This is a genomic window from Teichococcus aerophilus (assembly GCF_014490485.1).
In the GTDB taxonomy this organism is placed as follows: Bacteria; Pseudomonadota; Alphaproteobacteria; order Acetobacterales; family Acetobacteraceae; genus Pseudoroseomonas; species Pseudoroseomonas aerophila.
In genome coordinates this window covers 45,842-61,645 of sequence record NZ_JACTVA010000009.1, presented here as the reverse complement: position 1 = coordinate 61,645, position 15,804 = coordinate 45,842, and the positions used below count along the sequence as shown (strand labels likewise).

Here is a 15,804-nt window from a genome sequence, read left to right as displayed (position 1 = left end):
TGCCGTCAGGCCTTCTGGTGGGCCGCTGCTTCCCCGGGACGGGATTGCGGCGGGCAGTTCGGGTTCGCTTCCTCGGCGCCCGGAGTGGGCGTGGGGAGCGGGACGGGGTCGTATCCCCCAGGATGCCAAGGATGGCAACGGAGCAACCGCTTCGCGGCTAACAGAGAGCCACGCGCCGCACCGTGGGTATCCAGTGCCTCTATCGCGTAGGCGCTGCAATGGGGGTAAAATCGGCAGTGGCTGCCAATGATGCCGCGGAGCGTCAGTTGGTAGGTGCGAACGGCGCCTTTCAGCACCATCACCCCCGGCCGGCTGAGCGCCACGGCCACAGGGCCACGGCCCTTCAGCCGGTTCACGGCTTCACGCCAAGCTGCTTCAGCAGACCGCGCAGGTCGCCCATCAACTGGGTGAATTTCCGGCTGCCGGTCGCTTCGCGGCCGATCAGGACCAGGTCCCAACCCTCCGGCGCGTCCTGCTGGCCGAGCATGATCCGGGCTGCCTCGCGCAGGCGCCGCTTGGCGCGGTTGCGCGCCACGGCGTTGCCCAGCTTCTTGGTCGCGGTGAAGCCAACGCGCAAAGGGGCACCCGTGGCGGGCAGGGCCTGGAGAACCAGACCCGGCCGTGCGCCACGGCTACCCTTTCCAGCGACGCGCAGAAACTCGCGCCGCCGCTTCAGACGAGGCGGTGATTGGGCCAAGGGCCGTTCTCCCACCCGGCGTCCGAAGAAATCAGGCGGACAGCTTCTTCCGGCCCTTGGCGCGGCGGTTGTTCAGGATGTTGCGGCCACCGACCGTCTCCATCCGGTGGCGGAAACCATGCCGGCGCTTCCGGACGAGCTTCGAAGGCTGATACGTACGCTTCACGAGCGCTACTCCGTCTTAAGAACATAAAAACCGGGACCGTGCCGACCTGGTAAACCCCGGCGCGCCACAGCAAAGCCGGACCACCCCTGTCAGGAGCCGCCCGGCGAAGGTGGGGACGTATAGGAAGCCGGCCACCGCCCCGTCAACCGCCGTGACCGTTTCAGGGGCTTCCACCGGGGTTTTCGCCCCCCATTTCTGCCATGCGCGGCGGCGAAGCGGGCGGAAAACCGCACGAATCGGCACGCGGCGCGGTGGCCGCCAACCCCGTGCGGGCGTCATAACCCCCAACCCTGCCCCATGGAGGATGTCGAATCGCATGCCTGACCCCACGACGCCCCGCACTGCCACGCCGCCCGCAGGCCGCCCGCCCGGCCAGGGCTGGGACGTGGCGATCATCGGCGCCGGCGGGGCCGGCCTCGCCATTGCCGCCGCCTGCCTGCAGGCGAAGCGCCGCGTCGTGATGTTCGAACGCGCGGGCAGCCCTGGTGGCAGCCGGCAAGGCCACGCCGCGCTGCTGGCCGCGGCGCAGCGCGCGGCGGATGGGCGGCAGGTGCCATGGGGCAGCTGGCATGCCGGGCCGGCGAAGGCTCCGGCCGCCCTTGCCCCCTTCGTGTCGCGGGGGATGGAGGTCGTAGCCGCCAGCGCGCATTTCATCGCACCCGACTGCATCGAGGCAGCGGGCCGTACCTATACGTTCCAGCAGGCCGTCATCGCCGCCGGCACCACGCCGCTGGTGCCGGACCTGCACGGCCTGGCCGGCATCCCCTGGCTGACGCCCGAGACCCTGGAGACGCTGGAGGAGGCGCCGGACCACCTTCTGGTGCTCGGCGGTGGGGCGGAGGCGGTCGAGCTGGCCCTGGCCCACGCCCAGCTCGGCTGCCGCGTCAGCCTGGTGCAGCAGGCGCCCAACATTCTGCCCGGCCAGGACCTGGAATTGGTGGACCCGCTGCGCCACCACCTGCGCCGCGCCGGTATCGCGGTGCATGAGAATGCCGCGGTGCTGACGGTGGAACATGCCGGCGGCGGCGCCGCGCTGCGGCTGGAAGGCGGTGCGCGGGTCGAGGGGTCTCACCTCCTGCTGGCCATGGGGCGGGCGCCCAACCTCTCGCCGCTGGATTTGCCGGCAGCGCGCATCGGCAGCACACCGCGCGGCGTGGCGGTGCGGCGGGACCTGCGCTGCCCGGACAATGCGCGGGTCTGGGCCGTCGGCTCCATCGCCGATACCGGCTGGGCGGAGGCCGCGCATGGCCAGCACGCGGCGGTGGTGGCCGATGCCATGCTGCGCGGCCTGCGCGCCAGCCTGGGCGACATCGCCCCGCCACAACTCGTCCGCACCCAGCCCGCCCTCGCCCAGCTTGGCCCGACCGAGGCGGAGGCGCGCGCTTCCGGGCAGGACCCTCAGGCGCTGCGCCTGCCGCTGGATGGCACGCCGCACGGCCCCGGCCTGGTGAAGCTGCTGGCGGATAAGAACGGCCACCTGCTGGGCGCCAGCCTGTTGGCCCCCGGTGCCGCGGAGGCCGCCGCCCTGCTCGCCCTGGCGCTGAACAACGGCCTCTCTGCCCGCGCGCTGGCCGCCCAGCCCATGCCACGCGGTACGCTGGCGGCAGCCATCGCCCAGGCGGCCAGCGGCTTGGGCGGAACCGAATTCCCTTCGCCGCCGATGCGGCGCATCCTCGGTGCACTGGATCGCTGGCGCTGAGCGCGGTCCTGGAGTGACCCCCCGGCCTCCCGGCGCATTCCGCCGGGGCCGCGGCACGCCAGGCCAAGCCAGGCCAGTCCCGCTCTATCCTCTTGCCAGCACGCGTGATTCAGATGTTCCGGTGATCCCACCTCAAGTCATCACGCTCTAGGAAACGCGACGACCATGGAAAAGACACTGACCGGCCGGACCGCCGTCATCACCGGTTCCACCAGCGGCATCGGGCTGGGCATCGCACGCCTGCTGGCGGAGGCCGGCGCCAAGGTCATGCTGAACGGCTTCGGCAAGCCGGAGGACATCGCCGCCGCCAAGCGCCACATCGCCGAGGTGATGGGTGAAGAGCCGCATCATTCCGCCGCCGACCTCTCCAAGCCTGAGGAAGTGCGGGCGATGGTCACGGAAGCGCAGGGCGTGCTCGGCTCGGTGGACATCCTGGTCAACAATGCCGGCATCCAGTTCACCAGCCCGGTGGCCGATTTCCCGGAGGAGAAGTGGAACGCCATCATCGCCATTAACCTCTCGGCGGTGTTCCACGGCACCAAGGCGGTGCTGCCGGGCATGAAGGCGCGTGGCTGGGGCCGCATCATCAACATCGCCTCCGCGCATGGCCTGGTCGGCTCGCCGGAGAAGGTGGCCTATGTCGCCGCCAAGCACGGCGTCGTCGGCATGACCAAGGTGACGGCGATCGAGTGGGCGCAGACCGGCATCACCTGCAACGCCATCTGCCCCGGCTTCGTCCGCACCCCACTGGCCGAGGTGCAGGTCGGCGCCATCGCCAAGGAGAAGGGCGTGTCCGAGGACGTGGCGCTGAGGGACTACCTGCTGGCCAAGCAGCCCAGCAAGCGTTGGGTGGAGGTCGAGGAAGTGGCGCGCATGGCCCTTTATATGTGTGGCCCGGATACCGGCAGCCTGACCGGCGCGGCACTCTCCCTCGACGGTGGATGGGTGGCGTCCTGATCGGAGGCGAGGCCATGGCCGGCAACCCGAGTTGGAACCCCACCCAATACCTGCGCTTCGGCGCCGAGCGGCTGCAGCCGGCGATCGACCTGATCGGCCGGCTGACGCATCCGGCACCGCGGCGGGTGGTGGATCTCGGCTGCGGTGCCGGCAATGCGCTGCCGCTGCTGGCCGCCCGCTTCCCGGGGGCCGAGGTGGTCGGCGTCGACGGTTCGCCGGAGATGCTGGCCAAGGCAGCCTCCAGCGGCTTCGCGACCGAGCAGGCCGACATCGCCACCTGGGAACCGGCGGAGAAGGTGGACGTCATCTTCTCCAACGCCGCGCTGCAGTGGCTGCCGGACCATGTGAGGCTGTTCCCACGCCTGCTCTCCTGCCTCGCGCCCGGCGGGATGCTGGCGGTGCAGATGCCGGCGATGGACGACACCCCTGCCCGCCGGTTGCAGCTGGAGACGGCGCGGAGCGGCCCGTGGGCAGCATCCGTGGCCAGCGTCGCCACGGTGCGGCCGGTCCCGGTGGCAGGGGTTTACTACGAGTTGCTGCGGCCGCTGGCGCCCCGGCTGGAGCTGTGGGTTACCGAATACGTGCACCAGCTTCAGGGGCCGGACCCGGTGATGCAATGGTTCAAGGGCAGCAGCTTGCAGCCCTATCTTGATGCGATGCCGGAGCCGATGCGGCCGGACTTCCTGGCCGCCTATGCCGAGGCAATCCGGCCACACTACCCGCCGCAGCACGATGGCGTGACCCTGCTGTCATTCCGGCGGCTATTCCTGATCGCATCGCCTGAAGAATAGCAAATAACCAGTTGTTTTTTAAACATTTATCCAGATGAGACGCGCCATCCCGTCCCGGCCTAGGGCGAGGATGGCGCGCTGGCGGAAGCGGCGTGCGAACCTCTTCGAAACCGGCATTGGTGCCGCCAGCAGCCACTGGGCTTCCCGCCAGCCCGCATGCAGGCGGCGCAGCGGCCGGCTCTGCCCCGGCAGCGCCGGCCAGCGATGTGCGGCTTGACGCAAGCGGTGCTGGGCACGGGCGTTCCAGCCAGGCGGTTGCCGCTTCGCCAGCGGGTTGCAGGCGGTGACGAAGGCCCCTTCCCGCGCGCCCAGCCGTTGCAGCAGCGCCAGTGCCTTGGGGCAGCGGCGCCCGGGCCACAGGGTCAGGCCGCCTGCCTCGTAGGCCGTCTCGCGGAAGGCGCGGGCCAGCCGTCCCATTACGCCGGTAGGTGCAGCAGCAAGCCCTTGAGGTAGGCGCTCTCGGGCAGCAGCGGGTGCACGGGGTGGTCCATGCCGGCGCCGGTGGTGGCCAGCAGCCTGGCATGGCGGCGCGTGCGGGCAATGCCCTGCGCCACCGCATCGGTGAAATCCCCCGGCGAGACGTGGTGGGAGCAGGAGGCCATGAACAGGAAGCCGCCCGGCGCCACCAGCATCGCCGCCAGCCGCGCCAGCTTGGCATAGCCGCGCATCGCCGCCGGGTGGTCCTTGCGGCTCTTGGCGAAGGCCGGTGGGTCGGCCACCACGATGTCATAGGTCTCGCCGGCGCCGACCATGCGCTCCAGCGTCTCCAGCGCCTCGCCCCGCCGGGCGGTGACGATGTCGCCGAAGCCGTGGCGGCGCGCGGTGTCCATCGCAAGCCCAAGGGCGGGCTCGCTGCGGTCCAGCAGCGTCACCTGCCGGGCGCCGGCCTGGGCCGCCAGCAGGCCGAAGCCGCCGGTGTGGCAGAAGGCATCCAGTACGCTGGCCCCCTGCGCCAGGGCGGCGACCTTGGCGCGGTTGTCCCGCTGGTCGAAGAACCAGCCGGTCTTCTGGCCGGAGAGCAGGTCGATGGAGAATTCCAGCCCGCCCTCCCGCACCCGCGCCGTGGCATCCTCGCCCAGCAGCAGGCCGCTTTCCTCCTTCAGCCCTTCCAGGCCGCGCACGGCGGAATCGTTGCGGGCGACAATGACGCGCGCCGCCATCAGGTGCCGCAGGGCAGCGACGATCAGCGGCGTCGCCCGTTCCATGCCTGCGGTGTTGGCCTGCAGGGCCAGTGCGTCGCCATAGCGGTCGATGACCAGGCCAGGCAGGCCATCGGCCTCGGCATGCACCAGGCGGTAATAGGGTGCGCCGACCAAGCGGTCCCGCAACGCCATGCATTCACCCAGGCGGGTGCGGAAGAACGCCTCCCCCATCACCATGCCAGGGTCGGGCGAGACCCGGCGGGCGGCGATCAGGCTGTGTGGGTTGAACAGCCAGGTGCCGTATTTCTGCCCGTCATCGCCTTCCAGCCGCACCGGGCTGCCGGGCGGCAGGGCCCGCATGGCCGGGCTCATCGCCACCTCGTTGGAGAAGGCCCAGGGGTGCCCGGCCTTCACCCGCCGGTCGCGGCCCGGGGTCAGCCGTAGCACGGGGCGGTTGGCGGCGTCGTCGAGGGGGGAGAGGTCGGTGTCCATGGGCCGCTATGGCGCCTTGGCCACGCCGCCGCCAGGAGTTGACGCGCTTATGAAAGCAACGAACGCAATCGCTTTCATGTCTTGCTGCACTGCGGAAACTTTCCCGCTATACGCCGGTTAGGGCCATGCTGCGTCGCAGCATACGCGTGGCCGCGAAAGGACCGCTCATGTATCCCCGCACCTTCGGTCTGGCCGAATTGGCCCGTTACCAGCGGCGCTGGCAGCGCATGTTCGGCGCCACCCAACGTAAGGCGGCGGAGCGCCCGCGCGGCCGCCTGCAGGAAGTCGAGGATTTCGGCCCGAACCCGGGCAATCTGCGCATGCTGGCCTATGTGCCGCCCGGCCTGCCCGCGGGCGCGCCGTTGGTAGTGGTGCTGCATGGCTGCCAGCAGAACGCGCATCTCTACGATGCTGGCACCGGCTGGTCCGCCCTGGCCATCAAGCGTCGCTTCGCCGTGCTCTACCCCGAGCAGCGCGAGGCCAATAACGAGCGCATGTGCTTCAACTGGTTCCAGCCCGCCGATGTGGCGCGGACCGGCGGCGAGCTTGCTTCGATCGACAGCATGATCGGCTGGATGCTGTCCCGCCACCAACTGAACCCGGAGAAGGTGTTCGCCACCGGGCTTTCGGCCGGCGGGGCGATGACGGCGGCTCTGCTGGCGGTGTTGCCGCACCGCTTCGCCGCCGGCGCCATCGTCGCGGGCGTGCCCTACGGCGCGGCGCAATCGGTGGGCGAGGCGCTGCACGCCATGTTCCACGCCCGGCGCCGCACCGCCGATTCCTGGGCCAAGCTGGCCAGGGCGGCGTCCGGCCACGAGGGGACGTGGCCGCGTGTCTCCATCTGGCAGGGCGACGCGGACGAGACGGTAGTGCCCGGCAATGCGCAGGAGATGGAGAAGCAGTGGCTGGCGCTGCATGGGTTGGAAGGCCAGGCGCCGTTGCTGGACGTGGCGGACGGCCATCCGCGTCGCCGCTGGAAGGACCCGCGCGGCCGCGTGGTGGTGGAGACACGGCAGATTGCCGGGCTGGGCCATGGCACGCCGATCGCCGCCCGGCATGCGGGCCCGGGCGGCCAGTTGGCCATGCGCTTCGGCAAGCCCTCCGCTTACGTGCTGGATGCCAATTTGCCCTCCACCTGGCGGATCGCGCAGTTCTGGGGGCTGCTGCCGCAGGGGCAGAGCCAGTTGCCGGCACCCGCGCCACGCCCCATGACCAAGCCGGCCGCCAAGGCGGTGAAGCGGATCTCCGCCAAGCCGACGCCACGCGTCCTGGCCGCGCCGATAGCCAAGCCTGCCAAGGCGTTGGGCAAGCCGCGCCGGAAGGCGGCGCGCACCGCCGCCTCGGCGCTGTTCGACCCCGGCATCGGCCTGCGGCTGGCCATGTCCACCTTGCGGGGCATGCTGCGCCCGAGGCGGCGCCGCTAGAGCATCTCTACCCGCATGCGGCGGAAGGCCCGGCCTTCATGTATTGGCGTGGTCCGAGCCCTGAGAGGCTCCTTGCAAACCCTGGTGGCTGAGGGCACGGCCGGGATTCTTCGTGCCAGCGCGGAGGCGGCGTGGGCCAAATGCATGGACATTGGGCCAAGCCGCCTCCGCGCTGCGCGTGACAAGCCCGCCGTGACCGACCCACCAGCGTTTCCAAACGGTCTCTTAAGACGTACCACCCAGGCGATCACGCTCCGCCGGCCCCTGGCCGGGCGCGCCGACCTGCCGCAGAATAAGGCCGCGACCACGCCAGCAGGAGGGCCTTCCGCGTATGTCCGGCACCAATCAGCGTATCGACCCGAAGCGGCTGTGGGACAGCCTGATGTCCATGGCCGAGATTGGCGCCACGGCCAAGGGCGGCGTGAAGCGCCTCACGCTGACGAAAGTAGACAAGGCCGGGCGAGAGCGCTTCACCAATTGGTGCGAAGCGGTGGGGCTGACGGTGCGCGTGGATTCCATCGGCAACATGTTCGCCCGCCGCGAAGGCCGGGACCCGTCCCGCCCGCCGGTGCTGCTGGGCAGTCACCTGGACAGCCAGCCCACCGGCGGCAAGTTCGACGGCGCCCTGGGCGTCATCGCCGGGCTGGAGGTGATGCGCACGCTGCACGACCTCAACATCGTCACCGAGGCGCCGATCGAGCTGGTGAACTGGACGGATGAGGAAGGCAGCCGCTTCGGCCATTCCCTGATGGGCAGCGGCGTCTGGGCCGGTGTGTACCAGCAGGACAAGGTCTACGCGCTGAAGGATGTGGAAGGCACCAGCGTCGGCGATGCGCTGGATGCCATTGGCTACAAGGGTACCATCCCGGCCAGGCTCTTCCCCGCCGATGCCTATTTCGAACTGCATATCGAGCAGGGCCCGATTTTGGAGCGGGAAGGCAAGCAGATCGGCATCGTTACCGGCGCGCAGGCACAGGTCTGGTACGACGCCGTCATCACCGGCCAGGACGCCCATGCCGGCACCACGCCGCCTTCCGCCCGCCGCGACGCGCTGGTGGCGGCGGCACGGTTGATCGATCGGGTGGATGCGCTGATGCGGCAGCGTGGTGAGGACGGGCGCGGTACCGTCGGCCAGTTGCACGTGCTGCCCAACAGCCGCAACGTGGTGCCGGGCGAAGTGCGCTTCTCCATCGAGTTCCGGCACCCGGAGGATGCGCAGATCCAGGGCCTGGCCGACAGCTTCCCGGCCGAGGCGAAGGCGCTGGTGGAAGCCACCGGCTGCACGCTGGAACTGACCGAGCTGTTCCGCATCCCCGCCCAGCCCTTCGATGCCGCCTGCGTGGACCTGGTCCGCCAGGGCGCCGCGCGGCTGGGCTACTCGGCGCGGGAGATCATCTCCGGCGCCGGGCATGATGCGGTCTATGTCGCCCGCAGCGTGCCGACGGCGATGATCTTCACGCCCTGCAAGGACGGCCTTTCCCACAACGAGGCCGAAAGCATCCTGCCGGAGGAGGCGGCCGCGGGCTGCCAGGTGCTGTTCGAGGCCGTGGTGGCCCGCGCCAACCGCGCGATCTGACCGGGCGGACCCGGGGCGGCGGCCCTGGGCCAACCCATGCAGCGGGCTGGCGTTGCGCGAAGTCCGGGCCAGGCGGACAGCCTGGCCGACCTTCGCCTCAATGGTTGGTGAGGGGCGGGACCAGTTCGTCGGCCGGCATCGGGCGGCCGTAGAGGAAGCCCTGCATGGTGGTGCAGCCCTGGCCGCGCAGCGCGACGGTCTGGGCCTCGTTCTCCACCCCCTCGCCCAGCAGCTCGATCTCCAGGCTGCCGGCCACCGCCGCCACCGCGCGCAGGATGGCGCTTTCCCGCGCCCCATTCGGCAGGCCGCGCACGATGGAGCGGTCCAGCTTCACCCGGTCCACCGGCAACTGCACCAGATGCGCCATGGAGGAGGCGCCGCCGCCGAAATCATCCAGGGAAAGCCGCACCCCCTGGGTAGAGAGCGTCTCCAGCGTCTGGGCCAGCGCATCCAGGTCCCGCGCCGGCACATCCTCGGGGATCTCGATCTCCAGTTCCTCCGGCTTCAGGCCGTGGTGGCGCAGCGCTTCGGTCACCAGGTCGGCGAAACCCTGCTCCCGCAGGGAGGACGCACTGATGTTGATAGCGATCACGGCGGGCGCGTCGTCCCGGCCGCTCCAGCGGCGCTTGGTGGCCAGCGCCTCTTCCAGCACCCAGAGGTCAATCTCGCCCAGCAGGCCGACATCGGCGGCAGCGGGAAACAGCTCGGCCGGGGAGACTTCCCGACCCAGCGCGGCGCAGCGCCAGCGCAACAGCGCCTCGGCGCCGACCAGCTTGTGGCTCTCGGCATCCACTTGTGGCTGCCAGTGCAGGCGGAACTCGCCGGCCGCGATGGCGCCGGCCAGGGCTTCCCGCAACCGGTGGCTGTGCTCGGCTTCGTCGCCCAGCGCTTCCTCGTAGACGACGACGGTGCCTTCCAAGGCGCTGCGCTGCCGGGCCAGATCCCCGGCGCGGCGGATCGCGTCCACATCGCCGGACAAGGGCGGACTGCGGGAGACGCCGATCGCGGGCGTCAGCCCCACTTCCAGCCCACCATGCCGGAAAGCGTTCAGCAGGATCTGGAACAGCCGGTCCGCCAGCCAGCGGGCGGCCTTCTGGTCCAGCCCGCTGGCCAGCACGCAGAACTTGTTGCCGCCGATGCGGAAGACGGCGTCGTCCGCCCGTACCGCCTGGCTCAACCGCACCGCCGCGGCGCGCAGCAGCGCATCGCCCACGCCATGGCCGTGCCGCTCGTTCAGCCGGCCCAGGCCGCCGAGCTCGATGGAGAGCAGCGTCAACCCGCCCCCGGCCGTCAGCCGTTCCTCCAGCACCCGCAGGAACTGCACGCGGTTGCCGAGGCCGGTGAGCGAATCCTGCCAGGCCAACCGCTCGGCCTCGGCCTGGGCGGCGCGGCGCTCGGTGATGTCCAGCAAGGTCACCAGCCGCGTGTGCGGCGCCTCGTTCTCCGCGCTGTCGGTGTTCCGCGCCTCCGGCAGGTGGCCGGAGGCGGACATCAGCAGGCGCCGGGGCTGCCCGCCCGCCTCGCCCGCGTGCTCCACCTCGATGGCGCTGCGCTGCAGGCGCTGCTGTTGCAGGATCTCGGGCTGCGCGCGGCCGCCCAGCACCTGGTGCAGCTGCGCTTCCGCGAGGCTATTGGGCATCTTGCCGCCCAGCAGCGTGCCGGCCTGCGGGTTGGCGAACACGGTCCGCCCCGCGTCATCCAGTTCCCAGATGCCGACCGGCGCCATGTTGAGCATGACGCGCTGGCGTGCTTCCCGCACCGCCAGCTTCTCCTCCTGCCGCTTCAGCGGGGTGACGTCCACGGCGCTGAGGGTGAAGCCGCCTTCGGCCAGGGGCTGGCGCGTCAGCCGGTACCAGCTGCCATTCTCCAGGTAATGGTCCAGGCCGCCATCGGTGATCTGGGCGGGGTCCGGCAACGACGTGCCGAGCGCGCTGCCCGGGCTGGCGGCGGGAAAGATCTTGGCGAAGCGGCTGTTGGCGATGACCAGCCGGTTCTGCGCGTCGTACAGCGCGAAGCCGCCTGGCATCGTCTCCATGACCTGGGAGACGCGTTGCCGCAGCTCCGTGGCCTGGGTCTCCGCGGCCAGCGAGCGGCGGTGCAGGATGAATAGGGCCACGGCCGTCGCGACCCAGATGGCGATGAGCGCACCGGCCAGGATCCAGACGAGCAGGCTGGGCGGCGATGCCGCAAGCACGACAACACCAGCGACGAGCGCGGCGGCGCCGACCCATCCGACCAGCTCGATGGAACGATTGGCCCTGAACAGACGCTGGCTCTTTCCTGCGAAGAAGCGATATCGGACCATAAGCTGAGGCGAGGCGTAAAGGGCCTTTACAGCACATCAACGCCTTGTGGCGAGCCTGTTGGACGATTTGTCACCTGGGTTTGGCGACGCCTATGCTGCTCTGCGGTACGGGCCTGGGTTGCCGCCCGGCGGCGGGCCCTTTATAGCCGCCACAGCCGCAGTTGAGGATTTGATCCGTTGGCCAGCATCGCACCGACCATTGATCCCTCTGGCAATCCGGCCATCGCGGCGCAACAGCGCATCCTGGCCCTGCCCGTCACCGAAACCCGCCGCCTGGCCGACGCCATCCGCGTCCTGGCCATCGACGCGGTCGAGAAGGCCAATTCCGGCCACCCCGGCATGCCGATGGGCATGGCCGACGCCGCCACCGTGCTGTTCACCAAGTATCTGAAGTACGACGCCGCCGACCCCCGCTGGGCGGACCGCGATCGCTTCGTGCTCTCGGCCGGCCATGGCTCGATGCTACTCTACGCCTGGCTGTACCTGTCCGGGCACGCAGGCATCGGCACCGACGACCTGAAGAATTTCCGCAAGCTGCACTCGGTGGCCGCCGGCCACCCCGAGTTCGGCGAGCACCCCGCGATCGAGACCACGACCGGCCCGCTCGGCCAGGGCCTGGCCAACGCGGTGGGCATGGCGATGGCGGAGCGGCACCTCTCCGCCCGCTTCGGCAAGTCCCTCGTCGACCATCGCACCTGGGTGATCGCCGGCGATGGCTGCCTGATGGAAGGGATCAGCCACGAGGCTGCCTCCATCGCCGGGCACTTCAAGCTGAACAAGCTGACGGTGCTGTGGGACGACAACGGCATCAGCATCGATGGCGACGTCTCCATCACCAGCTCGGACGACGTGCTGAAGCGCTTCCAGTCCTATGGCTGGGCGGTGAAGCGCGTGGACGGCCATGACCATGAGGCCGTGGCCAAGGCGCTGGACGCGGCGACGCGCAGCAGCCGGCCGACCATCATCGCCTGCAAGACCATCATCGGCTTCGCGGCGCCGACCAAGGCCGGCACCGCCGGCAGCCATGGCAGCGCCCTGGGCAAGGCCGAGGCGCAGGCCGCCAAGGACGCCCTGGGCTGGACCGCCGCGCCCTTCGAGATCCCCGAGGATATCAAGGCGTCCTGGGAAGCAGCGGGCCGCCGCTCCGCCGGCAGCCGCCGCTCCTGGCTGAAGCGTCTGGCCAAGCATGCCCAGAAGGCCGATTTCGAGCGCGCCATGGCCGGCAAGCTGCCGGATGGCTGGCACGAATCCGCCGCCGCCTATCGTGCCGAGCTCGCCGAGAGCAAGCCGAAGCTGGCGACCCGCGTGTCCAGCCAGAAGGCGCTGCACACCCTGGTGCCCGCCATTCCGGAACTGATCGGCGGTTCCGCCGATCTTACCGGCTCCAACAACACCAACGTGCAGGGCATCCCGGTCTTCACCGTGCCCAACCCGGCTGGCCGCTACATCCACTGGGGCATCCGCGAGCACGGCATGGCCGCCGCGATGAACGGGCTGGCGCTGCATGGCGGCGTCATCCCCTATTCCGGCACGTTCCTGGTGTTCGCCGACTACATGCGGCCCGCCATCCGCCTCGCCGCGCTGATGCGGCAGCGGGTGATCCATGTGCTGACGCATGACAGCATCGGCCTGGGCGAGGACGGCCCAACCCACCAGCCGGTCGAGACCCTGCCCGGCCTGCGCGTCATTCCCAACCTCTACGTCTACCGCCCCGCGGACGCGATGGAGACGGCGGAGTGCTGGGAACTGGCCGTGCAGCGCGCCGATGGCCCCGCAGTGCTGGCGCTCTCCCGCCAGAACCTGCCGGCGCTGCGCTTCGAAGCCGGTGAGAACAAGTCCGCCCGCGGCGGCTACGTGCTGGCCGAGGCGTCCGGCGAGCGCCGCGCCACGCTGATCGCCACCGGGTCCGAAGTGCACCTCGCCATGCAGGCGCGGGAGACGCTGGAGGCTGAGGGCATCCCCACCGCCGTCGTCTCCCTGCCCTGCTGGGAGCTGTTCGGCCTGCAGGACGAGAGCTACCGCGCCCAGGTGCTGGGCGAGGCGCCGCGCTTCGGCATCGAGGCCGCGCTGGGCTTCGGCTGGGACCGCTGGCTGGGCCAGGATGGAACTTTCATCGGCATGACGGGGTTTGGTGCCTCGGCCCCTGCCGAAGATCTCTACAAGCACTTCGGCATCACCGCCGAGGCAACAGTCGCTGCGGTTCGCCGCAAGCTGGGCTGAGCAGAGCAACAATCACTCAAGACGGGAAAGACGATACCATGGCTGTGAAAGTCGCGATCAACGGGTTCGGTCGTATCGGGCGCCTGGTGCTGCGCGCCGCGTGCGAAAGCGCGCGGGACGATGTCGAGTTCGTCGCCATCAACGACCTTGGCTCCGTCGAGGCCAATGCGCACCTGTTCCGCTTCGACAGCGTCCATGGCCGCTTCCCCGGCGAAGTGATCGTCAATGGTGACAGCATCACCATCAAGGCCCACGGCAAGACCTGGGGCCCCATCAAGATCACCGCCGAGCGCGACCCCACCAAGCTGAAGTGGGATGGCGTGGACATCGCCGCCGAGTGCACCGGCATCTTCACGGCGCGCGAGAAGGCTTCCGTCCTGCTCGGCACCGGCGCCAAGCGCGTACTGATCTCCGCCCCCGGCGAGGGCGCGGACAAGACCATCGTGTACGGCGTCAACCACAAGACGCTGACGGCCGAGGACAAGATCGTCTCCAACGCCTCCTGCACCACCAACTGCCTCGCCCCGGTGGCGAAGGTGCTGCACGAGAAGTTCGGCATCGAGCGCGGCTACATGGTCACCATCCACGCCTATACGGGTGACCAGAACACCGTGGACACGCTGCACAAGGACCTGCACCGCGCCCGCGCCGCCGCCGTCTCCGCCATCCCGACCTCCACGGGCGCCGCCAAGGCCGTTGGCCTGGTGCTGCCGGAGCTGAAGGGCAAGCTGGACGGCACCGCCATCCGCATCCCGACGCCGAATGTCTCCCTCGTGTCGCTCGACTTCGTGCCGAAGAAGACGGGCATCACCAAGGAAGAGATCAACGCGGCGCTGAAGGAAGCGGCCGAGGGCGAGCTGAAGGGCATCCTGGGCTACAACACCGCCCCGCTGGTCAGCATCGACTTCAACCATGACCCGCACTCCTCCACCTTCGATGCCACGCAGACCCAGGTGGTCGATGGCGCCCTGGTGCGCGTGATGTCCTGGTACGACAACGAGTGGGGCTTCTCGAACCGCATGAGCGACACTGCCGCTTACCTCGGCAAGCTCTGAGACGGGGAGCGCATCAGCATGGCCGCTTTCCGGACGCTGGATCAACTCGAGCCCGCCGGAAAGCGGGTTCTGGTGCGCGCCGACCTCAATGTGCCGGTGCGCGACGGTCAGATCTCTGACCGCACGCGCATCGAGCGCCTCGTGCCCACCCTGCGGGAGTTGGCCGACAAGGGTGCGCGCGTCGTCGTGTGCAGCCATTTCGACCGCCCGAAGGGCAAGCGCGTGCCCGAGATGTCGCTGAAGCCGCTGGCCGAAGCGCTCTCCCACGCACTCGGCAAGCCCGTCGCCTTCGCCGATGACTGCATCGGGCCCGTGGCCGAAGATGCAGTTGCCGCCTTGAAGGATGGCGACGTGCTGCTGCTGGAGAACACCCGCTTCCACGCCGGCGAGGAAAAGAACGACCCCGCCATGGTCGACGGCCTGGCGAAGCTGGCCGACGCCTATGTCAACGACGCCTTCTCCGCCGCCCACCGCGCCCATGCCAGCACTGAAGGTGTGGCGCACAAGCTGCCCGCCTATGCCGGGCGGCTGATGCAGGCGGAGCTGGAGGCGCTGGACGCGGCGCTGGGCAATCCGTCCCGCCCCGTCGTCGCCATCGTCGGCGGCGCCAAGGTGTCCACCAAGCTGGACCTGCTGGGCAACCTCTCCAAGAAGGTGGATGTGCTGGTCATCGGCGGCGCCATGGCCAACACCTTCCTGGCGGCGCAGGGCAAGGATGTCGGCAAGTCCCTCCAGGAAGCCGAGATGCATGACACGGCCCGGACCATCCTGGCCGAGGCCGGTGCCGGCGGCTGCGAGATCCTGCTGCCGGAAGACCTGGTGGTGGCCGAGGCCTTCGCGGCCAATGCCCCTAACAAGGTCGTGGATGTCGACTCCGTCCCGGCCGGGATGATGGCACTGGATGTCGGCCCCCGCACCGTGGCCGCGGTGGAGGCCCGGCTGAAGCGGGCCTCCACCCTGGTGTGGAACGGCCCCTTCGGCGCCTTCGAGATCCCGCCCTTCGATGCCGCCACGGTGCAGGTGGCGCAGACGGCGGCGGCGCTGACCACCTCCGCCGGGTTGAAATCCATCGGCGGCGGCGGCGACACCGTTTCCGCCCTGAAGCACGCAGGCGTGATCGACCGGTTGACCTACGTGTCCTCCGCCGGCGGCGCGTTCCTGGAATGGCTGGAAGGCAAGACCCTTCCGGGGGTCAAGGCGCTCGAAGCCGCCTGACGCATATCCTCCGGCGCGGCGGCATGCCGCGCCGGAGACTCGGCGAAAAGCCCAAAAACATGGCG

General features: G+C 69.9%; 14 protein-coding genes. 8 read left to right on the top strand and 6 right to left on the bottom strand.

Annotation, left to right across the window (positions count from 1 at the left end):
• Positions 1-5: 5 nt before the first annotated feature.
• The 3 genes from yidD to rpmH are packed head-to-tail and all read right to left on the bottom strand — an operon-like array spanning position 6 to position 863.
• A complete protein-coding gene (gene yidD / locus IBL26_RS07450; RefSeq protein WP_187783912.1) occupies positions 6-299 on the bottom strand; it encodes a membrane protein insertion efficiency factor YidD in 294 nt (97 codons plus the stop codon).
• Between the two features lie 53 nt (positions 300-352).
• The gene (gene rnpA, locus IBL26_RS07445; protein ID WP_187783847.1) at positions 353-697 is read right to left on the bottom strand and encodes a ribonuclease P protein component; all 345 of its coding nucleotides are present in this window, start codon (positions 695-697) and stop codon (positions 353-355) included.
• Between the two features lie 31 nt (positions 698-728).
• Positions 729-863, bottom strand: coding sequence for a 50S ribosomal protein L34 (rpmH, locus tag IBL26_RS07440; protein ID WP_187783846.1), 135 nt, complete (start codon positions 861-863; stop codon positions 729-731).
• Positions 864-1,179: 316 nt separating this feature from the next.
• Between rpmH and IBL26_RS07435 the strand changes: the two genes are divergently transcribed.
• The 3 genes from IBL26_RS07435 to IBL26_RS07425 all read left to right on the top strand — a co-directional run bounded on the left by IBL26_RS07435 (position 1,180) and on the right by IBL26_RS07425 (position 4,310).
• Positions 1,180-2,562, top strand: a complete 1,383-nt coding sequence (locus tag IBL26_RS07435) for an FAD-dependent oxidoreductase (RefSeq protein WP_187783845.1) — start codon at positions 1,180-1,182, stop codon at positions 2,560-2,562.
• Positions 2,563-2,727: 165 nt separating this feature from the next.
• Positions 2,728-3,519 (top strand): 3-hydroxybutyrate dehydrogenase, encoded by a 792-nt coding sequence (locus IBL26_RS07430; RefSeq protein WP_187783844.1) that lies wholly within the window; start codon positions 2,728-2,730, stop codon positions 3,517-3,519.
• Between the two features lie 14 nt (positions 3,520-3,533).
• Positions 3,534-4,310: a methyltransferase domain-containing protein gene (locus tag IBL26_RS07425; protein ID WP_187783843.1), complete on the top strand. Its 777-nt coding sequence runs from the start codon at positions 3,534-3,536 to the stop codon at positions 4,308-4,310.
• A gap of 18 nt (positions 4,311-4,328) precedes the next feature.
• Here IBL26_RS07425 and IBL26_RS07420 read toward each other — a convergent pair whose 3' ends face one another.
• Entirely contained in the window at positions 4,329-4,727 is a 399-nt protein-coding gene (locus IBL26_RS07420; protein WP_187783842.1) for a DUF3293 domain-containing protein, read from the bottom strand.
• Positions 4,727-5,944 (bottom strand): class I SAM-dependent rRNA methyltransferase, encoded by a 1,218-nt coding sequence (locus IBL26_RS07415; RefSeq protein WP_187783841.1) that lies wholly within the window; start codon positions 5,942-5,944, stop codon positions 4,727-4,729. The genes IBL26_RS07420 and IBL26_RS07415 overlap by 1 nt, the downstream gene beginning before the upstream one ends.
• Before the next feature lie 167 nt (positions 5,945-6,111).
• On the opposite strand from IBL26_RS07415, the gene IBL26_RS07410 reads away from it, so the two are divergent.
• Positions 6,112-7,368: an extracellular catalytic domain type 1 short-chain-length polyhydroxyalkanoate depolymerase gene (locus IBL26_RS07410; RefSeq protein WP_187783840.1), complete on the top strand. Its 1,257-nt coding sequence runs from the start codon at positions 6,112-6,114 to the stop codon at positions 7,366-7,368.
• 331 nt (positions 7,369-7,699) lie between these two features.
• A complete protein-coding gene (locus tag IBL26_RS07405; protein ID WP_187783839.1) occupies positions 7,700-8,944 on the top strand; it encodes a Zn-dependent hydrolase in 1,245 nt (414 codons plus the stop codon).
• Between the two features lie 97 nt (positions 8,945-9,041).
• Here the strand turns inward: IBL26_RS07405 and IBL26_RS07400 are convergent, their stop codons facing one another.
• Positions 9,042-11,138 carry a putative bifunctional diguanylate cyclase/phosphodiesterase gene (locus tag IBL26_RS07400; RefSeq protein ID WP_187783838.1) on the bottom strand — a complete coding sequence of 699 codons (2,097 nt, stop codon included), beginning with the start codon at positions 11,136-11,138 and terminating at the stop codon, positions 9,042-9,044.
• A gap of 288 nt (positions 11,139-11,426) precedes the next feature.
• Here IBL26_RS07400 and tkt point away from each other — a divergent pair, with 288 nt between their 5' ends.
• Genes tkt through IBL26_RS07385 form a run of 3 tightly spaced genes read left to right on the top strand, consistent with a single transcriptional unit; the run spans position 11,427 to position 15,739 of the window.
• Positions 11,427-13,469 carry a transketolase gene (gene tkt, locus IBL26_RS07395; RefSeq protein WP_187783837.1) on the top strand — a complete coding sequence of 681 codons (2,043 nt, stop codon included), beginning with the start codon at positions 11,427-11,429 and terminating at the stop codon, positions 13,467-13,469.
• 38 nt (positions 13,470-13,507) lie between these two features.
• Positions 13,508-14,524, top strand: a complete 1,017-nt coding sequence (gap, locus tag IBL26_RS07390; RefSeq protein WP_187783836.1) for a type I glyceraldehyde-3-phosphate dehydrogenase — start codon at positions 13,508-13,510, stop codon at positions 14,522-14,524.
• An 18-nt stretch (positions 14,525-14,542) separates the two neighbouring features.
• Positions 14,543-15,739, top strand: a complete 1,197-nt coding sequence (locus IBL26_RS07385) for a phosphoglycerate kinase (RefSeq protein WP_187783835.1) — start codon at positions 14,543-14,545, stop codon at positions 15,737-15,739.
• Positions 15,740-15,804 lie beyond the last annotated feature (65 nt).

Excerpts from the sequence above, each read along its gene's own strand:
- yidD (WP_187783912.1), bottom strand. The coding sequence starts at position 299 with ATGGTGCTGAAAGGCGCCGTTCGCACCTACCAACTGACGCTCCGCGGC.
- IBL26_RS07435 (WP_187783845.1), top strand. The coding sequence starts at position 1,180 with ATGCCTGACCCCACGACGCCCCGCACTGCCACGCCGCCCGCAGGCCGC.
- IBL26_RS07430 (WP_187783844.1), top strand. The coding sequence starts at position 2,728 with ATGGAAAAGACACTGACCGGCCGGACCGCCGTCATCACCGGTTCCACC.
- IBL26_RS07425 (WP_187783843.1), top strand. The coding sequence starts at position 3,534 with ATGGCCGGCAACCCGAGTTGGAACCCCACCCAATACCTGCGCTTCGGC.
- IBL26_RS07420 (WP_187783842.1), bottom strand. The coding sequence starts at position 4,727 with ATGGGACGGCTGGCCCGCGCCTTCCGCGAGACGGCCTACGAGGCAGGC.
- IBL26_RS07415 (WP_187783841.1), bottom strand. The coding sequence starts at position 5,944 with ATGGACACCGACCTCTCCCCCCTCGACGACGCCGCCAACCGCCCCGTG.
- IBL26_RS07410 (WP_187783840.1), top strand. The coding sequence starts at position 6,112 with ATGTATCCCCGCACCTTCGGTCTGGCCGAATTGGCCCGTTACCAGCGG.
- IBL26_RS07405 (WP_187783839.1), top strand. The coding sequence starts at position 7,700 with ATGTCCGGCACCAATCAGCGTATCGACCCGAAGCGGCTGTGGGACAGC.
- gap (WP_187783836.1), top strand. The coding sequence starts at position 13,508 with ATGGCTGTGAAAGTCGCGATCAACGGGTTCGGTCGTATCGGGCGCCTG.
- IBL26_RS07385 (WP_187783835.1), top strand. The coding sequence starts at position 14,543 with ATGGCCGCTTTCCGGACGCTGGATCAACTCGAGCCCGCCGGAAAGCGG.